Source organism: Photobacterium sp. OFAV2-7, assembly GCF_022347985.1.
Lineage (GTDB): Bacteria > Pseudomonadota > Gammaproteobacteria > Enterobacterales > Vibrionaceae > Photobacterium.
Map to the genome: position 1 here is coordinate 1 of NZ_JAKRFQ010000297.1, position 5,477 is coordinate 5,477.

The window sequence follows — 5,477 nt, forward strand, 5'->3', positions numbered from 1 at the left end:
GTAATATTGGGGAAATAGATGAAACTAAATGTTTTGAGACAAGTAAGATCTTACTTTTAATATATTTACAGCTGTGATAATTTTTATTCATCTATTTATCAAGCCTAACAATAATGAAGCCAATAGATGATATCGATATTCGGTTGCTAAAGCTGTTTTTGGCAATAGCCGATAGTGGTGGTTTTTCTGCAGCTCAATATCAATTAAATATGCACCAATCTAGCATAAGTAAAAAAATGAGTGATTTAGAAACGCGGTTGGGAATGACGCTATGCCAACGTGGAAGAGGAGGGTTTAATTTAACGGCTGATGGCTTGAAGGTGTATGAAAGCAGCAAGAAGTTATTTGAACATGTCAATGATTTTCAAGAAGAAATTAATGATATACGTAATGTGTCGAGTGGAAATATCCAGATAGGTTTAACGGATAACCTGGCCACAAATAATCATTGCCACATTCAGACTGCGCTCAGCAAGTTTTGTAAAAAATATTCAAAAGTAAATATCAATACCCATATATTTGATACGGCAATGATTGAATCAAACTTGTTAGACAGTAAGTTTGACGTTGGTATTACATCACCAGAAGTGTTCAAAAGTGGCCTGAAGTATATATATATTTTTAATGAGCAACAGTACTTATATTGCACACCTTCGCATCCAATCCTGAGTTTGGGGCGAACAGTGACTGCCGATGATATCCTAGCACACCCTGTTGTTGACCGTGGCCTGGCTCACCCAGTAACACCGTTGAATCATATTAAAGAGCAGGCGTATAAATCGAAAACGACGAACATGGAAGCAACAGCACATATGATTCTCTCGGGATATTTCATTGGTTATCTTCCAGAGCATTATGCTCAAATATGGCTAGAACGTCAGAAAATGGTAAAAATACCTATCACTGCCGAGTTGGAATATAAGCCGAATTTTTATTTGACGATGAATGATCAGCAAGACTTGTCTTGTGCAGCGAAAGCTTTGGTCTCTGCTATCAAAGAGGCTCATGGTGTGAATACCGACAGTTAATTAACATTAGTATTAACAAGTGTTATTGTTGGCTTAATGGTTTGTGGTAATAATATTAAACTGGTTGAACTTTTAATAAGATATATATAATAGTAATGTCTTGGTTGGGCCTCTTTTCCTTACTTTATTAATAAGCCAAGTAAATATAATAAAATAGCTATTTTATATTGGAGCTAAATAGATATAACTACGCCCATCTTCGATGTGGTTATTTTGAGGCTCCACCTATGCAACACCCTTCTTTATCGTTCGACCTTCGTGTAATTGAAGATAATGCCCGGATATTGGGACGTCTTTGCTGCGATAAAGGAGTTATTCCTGTTGGGATTTCCAAGCTAATAGCAGGTACGGAGTCGATCGCACGTGCGATGATACTAGGCGGTATCCAAACGATTGGCGATACACAGCTGCAAAACCTGATGAAGATCGCCGATCTTCCTTTACGGAAAATGTTGCTACGAAGAGTGTTGTTGTCGGATGTTGAGGATGTTGTTGAGTATGCAGATATTTCTCTGCACACCAACGGCGTAGTACTTGAAGCATTGTCGAGAGCGGCTGTCGCGGCCAACAAGACTCATGAGGTTATTCTTATCCATAACTTCGACAGTTTGCCTGATACTCCGGCTAATGGTTTCGGTACGGAAATATTGGTCGAGCAAGTGTTGAGGCTACCGGGCCTGACGTTTGGTGGAATCTGCAGCCAGTTGGCGTGCTATGAAGACTATGAAGGGGGCGCGGCGGGAACGGGTTACGCAACCGACTATTCGGCCCATTCGATCAGCTCTGTTGACAAGGCTGGCAGCCATAGTGCAGAGAGCTTGTTGGGGGCCGACATTGCAGGCGTTGTACTCAGAATGCCTGAAAAAAACAGCTCGCCCAACCTGACCCAGCTACGTATGGGGAGTGCTTTAATCATGGGGCTCGGTTTAAATACGACCTTCATCCCTGATATGCCCCAGTCCGCAATCAGTCTTGAGGCAGAAATCGTTGAGATAAAAGAAAAGTCTTCTGTTTACATGTACTCTATTCATGCAGAGCAGCCCACCCACGAGCTGCAGTTCAATGATCGCGGACTCAGGTTAAGAGCCCTGTGTGCTATCGGGAAGCGAGATGTCGATATCCGACAGCTAACGCCTGCTGATGATGGCATTATGATTATCGGGGCTACGGATAAGGTGTTAATTCTTGATATCACTGATGCTAACACTAGCTATCAAATAGGTGAGCCACTCCACTTTCACCTGTCATACCAGGGTGTACTGCAATGCATGGCTTCAAAGGCGGTTTCCAAGCAATACTGGTGTTAGCCATTATCAGGTCGCCGGTCTCAATGCATAGCTTGCGGTAACGGCCTATTCAGAAACTTCGAACAACATCATCAACCCCCTGATACCGACCTGAAGTCAGGAAGCACTTATACTCTATAGCCAGAACGAAAGGTATTTATTGAAATCTGGGGGCTGAGATGGGTAAGTTAGTAAACGGTGTGTGGCAAGATGTCTGGTATGACACCAAATCAAGTGACGGTGAGTTTGTTCGTGAAGATGCAGGCTTTCGCCATTGGCTAACGGCTGATGGCAGCGAGGGGCCGGAAGGCCAGCAAGGCTTCAAGGCCGAATCAGGACGCTATCATCTTTATGTTTCGCTAGCATGTCCCTGGGCGCACCGAACTTTGATTTTCCGTCATCTCAAAGGATTGGAAGCACATATTGACGTCACGGTGGTGAGTCCGGATATGGGCGAGCAAGGCTGGGTATTCAGTGAGCCCGAGCCGCTCTATGGTTTTCAGCATATGCACCAGCTCTATACCAAAGCCAAGCCGGATTACACGGGCCGGGTCACGGTTCCTGTTTTATGGGACAAACAAACCCAGACCATTGTCAGCAATGAGTCTTCTGAAATCATTCGGATGTTTAATTCGGCATTCAACTATATCACTGGCAACACTGACGATTATTATCCGCAGGCGCTGCGTGCTGACATCGACAAATGGAATGAATATATCTACCCAACCATCAACAACGGTGTGTATCGCTGTGGATTTGCGACTACGCAAGAAGCTTATGATGTTGCGTTCGAAGAGTTGTTTGCAGCGCTAGATAAAGTTGAAAATCACCTGGCTGAGAGACGCTACCTTGCCGGTGATACATTGTCAGAAGCAGACTGGCGTCTGTTTACAACTTTGGTGCGTTTTGATGCTGTGTATGTGGGGCACTTTAAGTGTAACCTCAAGCGGATTGCTGATTACCCGAATATTCAAGGTTATCTCAAGGAGCTATATCAATATTCAGAGGTGGCAGAAACGGTCGATTTTCACCACATCAAGCGCCATTACTATTTCAGTCATACCATGATCAATCCGACTGGCATTGTGCCGAAAGGGCCTGAGCTGGACTTAGTATCTCCTCACGGCCGCGATCGACTGTAATTCCTTCGTACTCTCGTGCCGGACTAGCTGGCTAGTGGCGTTTGGATACTGGCGGGTAGGTAATGGCTGACTCTCTTTCTGTAGGCCAGTGCAAGCCGTATCTGGCGAGGGGGGTGTTGCGGTTCACTCATCAGACTCAGCACATTATCGCGCCATTGTGCTAGATCATCCGGTAATGGCATGGCAGAAACTGATTGCAGGCTCTGCCGAATCTTGTCCTCGTCAAATTGCTTCAGAAGATACAGACACTGCAACCGTCCTATGTGTGCTTCACTGCAGTAGGGGTAATCAATGAGAATTTGCTCGTAGAGGAGCAGGGCCTGGTCTGCCTGATGAATATCAAATAACTGATAGCAATGGGCGAGGGTGCTTTCGAGATTTCTAATTGATTGTATCAGTGCTTCATTGCTTCTCAGAGCGTCAAGGCGGTTTTGGCTATGGCCATCAAACTGATCGCGTAGTTTCAGGGCTCGGTTTATCTCGCCTATCAGCTTCGTTTCGCCAAGGTGAATCAAGGCGGGCAGTACATCGGCCAGAATCACCGAGGGCAGCTTGGTTATAGAGTCGAAGTAGGTCGACAAACCGAGCATAAGCCGCCGCTTGGCCTTGAGGGGCTTCTCTTGAGCCAGGTAGAGTCTGGCAAGAGTAATATGACCAAAGCAGTCCAGAAAAGGTTGCTGAATAGGCAGCAACCTTGAATGGGCACGATGGTGGATCGCTTTCAGATCCTGCCGAAGAAGCCTGCGGCTTTTATTTGACGATTGAGCAAAGTAAAGCTGTTCAAAAATTGCGGTAAATTCGGCAAAGCGAATGATCCAGCCGATATCAATAATAGGCAGTCGCGAGGCAAGTGTCTTTCCTGCGCTAACAAGGTTCTCTGCTTTATTCAGGTCTGCGGCCAGTTGTGCAACTCTCAGTGCCCGGTGACTGATGCTCGGGGTGAAGCTCAAGGCTGTTTCGGCTGTTGTGAGCGCTTCGTAATAGCGTTGGTTCTCTTCCTGGTAATGAGACAGGCAGTCATAGGCATCCATGATAAGCGGAGAGCGTTTGATAAGCTGCTCAAGTAACGCAATAGCATCGCTCAGCATGCCCTTATGGTGCAGAAGGCGAGCTTCTATCAGGGAAATCTGATGGGTGGGGTTTTCTTTTTTCAGAATATAGGTAATTCGTTCGGCTTTTTCCCATTGCCCGGATTCAATCAGCAAATCCAGCAATAAAGCTTCAGTTCGATGGTTATGTCCTTGCTCTCTCAGCTGCTTTTTGCACAGCTCGATAGCCTTAGTGATCCCATGTACTTCCAGCGCCTCGTAAATCGGTTTGCGCTCGATACAGGCAGTGCGCACTTCCGTCAGTTTTTTCTTGAGCCCTGACAGAGTAACAGGCTTGGTCATAAAACTGTCAGGCTCGACAGCCATCGAGGTCAGAATCACCTCGGTAGAAGCATCGCCAGAGATCATGATGATGCCGCAATCAGCTGAGATATATTTGCGTTTTCTCAGCAGACAAAGCAGTTCAAAGCCGTTGAGGGTGGCATCAAGGTGGTAGTCGGTTAGCAGTAGGTCGTAATGATGCTTTTTACAGCTTTCGATAGCATGTTGATGAGTGAGCGAGATGTCGATATTGCGAAGCCCAAGGTTGTTCAGCAGGCTTTTTAACATGGCCGCAGCTGTACGCTGATCATCAATGATCAGTACTCTTAACTTACTGAAATCAATATCAATTGATTGAGAGTTGCTGCTCTGGAACTGGGCCATAACATACCCCTGCGTTAGCATCAAATATGCACTTGGTTTTACTCTAGCGTGATTTGCAGGATCGGCTTTGTCTCAAAAAAGAGATTCTTCTTAAATGGTAGTCTTTTTTTGAGTTAGTAAGAACAAAAAAAACAGCACAAAAAAAGCCAGCTGCTTGCGCAACTGGCTTATAAATGATGGTGGAGGGAGATGGATTCGAACCATCGAAGGCGGAGCCGTCAGATTTACAGTCTGATCCCTTTGGCCACTCGGGAACCCCTCCACGGG

At 45.5% G+C, this 5,477-nt stretch carries 4 protein-coding genes and 1 tRNA gene; 3 read left to right on the plus strand and 2 right to left on the minus strand.

From position 1 onward, the window contains the following. Positions 1 to 113 precede the first annotated feature (113 nt). The 3 genes from MHN01_RS15090 to MHN01_RS15100 all read left to right on the plus strand — a co-directional run bounded on the left by MHN01_RS15090 (position 114) and on the right by MHN01_RS15100 (position 3,456). Positions 114 to 1,028, plus strand: coding sequence for a LysR family transcriptional regulator (locus MHN01_RS15090; RefSeq protein WP_239412102.1), 915 nt, complete (start codon positions 114 to 116; stop codon positions 1,026 to 1,028). A 227-nt stretch (positions 1,029 to 1,255) separates the two neighbouring features. Next, a complete protein-coding gene (locus MHN01_RS15095; protein ID WP_239412103.1) occupies positions 1,256 to 2,335 on the plus strand; it encodes an alanine/ornithine racemase family PLP-dependent enzyme in 1,080 nt (359 codons plus the stop codon). Between the two features lie 158 nt (positions 2,336 to 2,493). Continuing rightward, positions 2,494 to 3,456, plus strand: coding sequence for a glutathione S-transferase family protein (locus MHN01_RS15100; RefSeq protein ID WP_239412104.1), 963 nt, complete (start codon positions 2,494 to 2,496; stop codon positions 3,454 to 3,456). A 23-nt stretch (positions 3,457 to 3,479) separates the two neighbouring features. On the opposite strand, the gene MHN01_RS15105 is transcribed toward MHN01_RS15100, so the two are convergent. After that, complete coding sequence (locus MHN01_RS15105) at positions 3,480 to 5,210, minus strand: response regulator (RefSeq protein ID WP_239412105.1); 1,731 nt, start codon at positions 5,208 to 5,210, stop codon at positions 3,480 to 3,482. 177 nt (positions 5,211 to 5,387) lie between these two features. Beyond that, a tRNA-Tyr gene (locus tag MHN01_RS15110) sits at positions 5,388 to 5,472 on the minus strand. Positions 5,473 to 5,477 lie beyond the last annotated feature (5 nt).

What these genes read in the sequence shown, in the direction of transcription:
- MHN01_RS15090 (WP_239412102.1), top strand. Translation starts at nt 114, where the DNA reads ATGAAGCCAATAGATGATATCGATATTCGGTTGCTAAAGCTGTTTTTG.
- MHN01_RS15095 (WP_239412103.1), top strand. Translation starts at nt 1,256, where the DNA reads ATGCAACACCCTTCTTTATCGTTCGACCTTCGTGTAATTGAAGATAAT.
- MHN01_RS15100 (WP_239412104.1), top strand. Translation starts at nt 2,494, where the DNA reads ATGGGTAAGTTAGTAAACGGTGTGTGGCAAGATGTCTGGTATGACACC.
- MHN01_RS15105 (WP_239412105.1), bottom strand. Translation starts at nt 5,210, where the DNA reads ATGGCCCAGTTCCAGAGCAGCAACTCTCAATCAATTGATATTGATTTC.